Genomic DNA, 1,105 nt, shown 5'->3' on the forward strand with positions numbered 1-1,105 from the left:
ATACCAATTGCATTAATTAATTGACCAACTTTATCCACTCTCTCCAACAGAGATTTTTGACTCGTTCAACATCCGCAATGAATGTATTCCAAGCGCGAGAGACCTGTTCCACTATTTCTTCGTAACCTCGAAATACGCGGTTTGATAAGCAACGTTGCCGTAACCATTGCCATACTTGCTCCATCGGGTTCAGCTCCGGAGAATAAGGTGGGAGTTTTAACAGACTGACATTGGTAAATGGGCTGGCCGTATCGATCGTATGCCAGCCCGCGCCATCCATTACAACAACGGCATGACGCCCAGGCTCTGTCGCTTCACTTATTAATTTCAGATGCTGCTTCATCACCTCTTTATTCACAAGAGGGCTGATAAGCGCCTGAGTATTACCATTGCTCGGACACACCGCCCCAAAGACATAGCCATAATCGAATTGCTGTTGCTTTACTACTCTTGGCCTGCTGCCCTTGGCTGCCCATATTCTGGACGTCTGATTTTGCTGACCGAATCGTGCTTCGTCTTGAAACCAGACGTCAACGCGATCCAGAGGAAGATGACCGGGAGTGTGAAGGATCGTTTCCAGCAGGAAATTTTTTAAAAGTGTCCTGGGTTTGTTGTGATTGTTTAGGGTGTTTAGAGCGACTGGTTATCCAACTGAAACCGAGCGCATCCATGATGCGGTATACGTTTCGCAACTGATAATCGATTTGGAAGGTGTCGCTAATGTATTGTCGTACATCCTGTGCAATCAAACGCCCCCCCTCCTTTTTAACCGCATTTTCTTTGATAAAATGTGCGATCTGTTCTCGCTGGGAGACGGAGAGCTGACAGGGTCTACCCGGACTAGGTTTGGATTGCAGACCTTCAAGTCCGTGCGCCAGATAGTTGGATACCCAGGTATTAACACTGCCTCTGGCAACCCCAAGGTAAGTTGCTATCTGGGTTCGTGTTTCCCCATTCTTGAAATGATACAAAGCTAGATAGCGGGTTCGCAGTTGCCCGTTGGAGGTTTGCTTTGCTAATTGTTTAAAGTCGTCGGCTGTATGCATATCAAAATCACTCGAATATGAATACCACTATTAGATCAAACTTTTAAGACAATTGGTAT

The 1,105-nt window shown here is 46.2% G+C and carries 1 protein-coding gene; it reads right to left on the reverse strand.

The window, feature by feature from the left end; all coding sequences use genetic code 11:
- Window positions 1–16: 16 nt before the first annotated feature.
- Window positions 17–1,046 (reverse strand): IS630 family transposase gene (locus MHM87_RS19765; RefSeq protein ID WP_161789755.1). Its coding sequence is split into 2 segments (ribosomal slippage): window positions 17–593 and window positions 592–1,046, totalling 1,032 coding nucleotides; the frame shifts between segments, so codons are not numbered across the junction.
- Window positions 1,047–1,105: the final 59 nt, after the last annotated feature.

Source organism: Alteromonas sp. Cnat3-28 (assembly GCF_022348265.1).
Classification (GTDB): domain Bacteria; phylum Pseudomonadota; class Gammaproteobacteria; order Enterobacterales; family Alteromonadaceae; genus Alteromonas; species Alteromonas macleodii.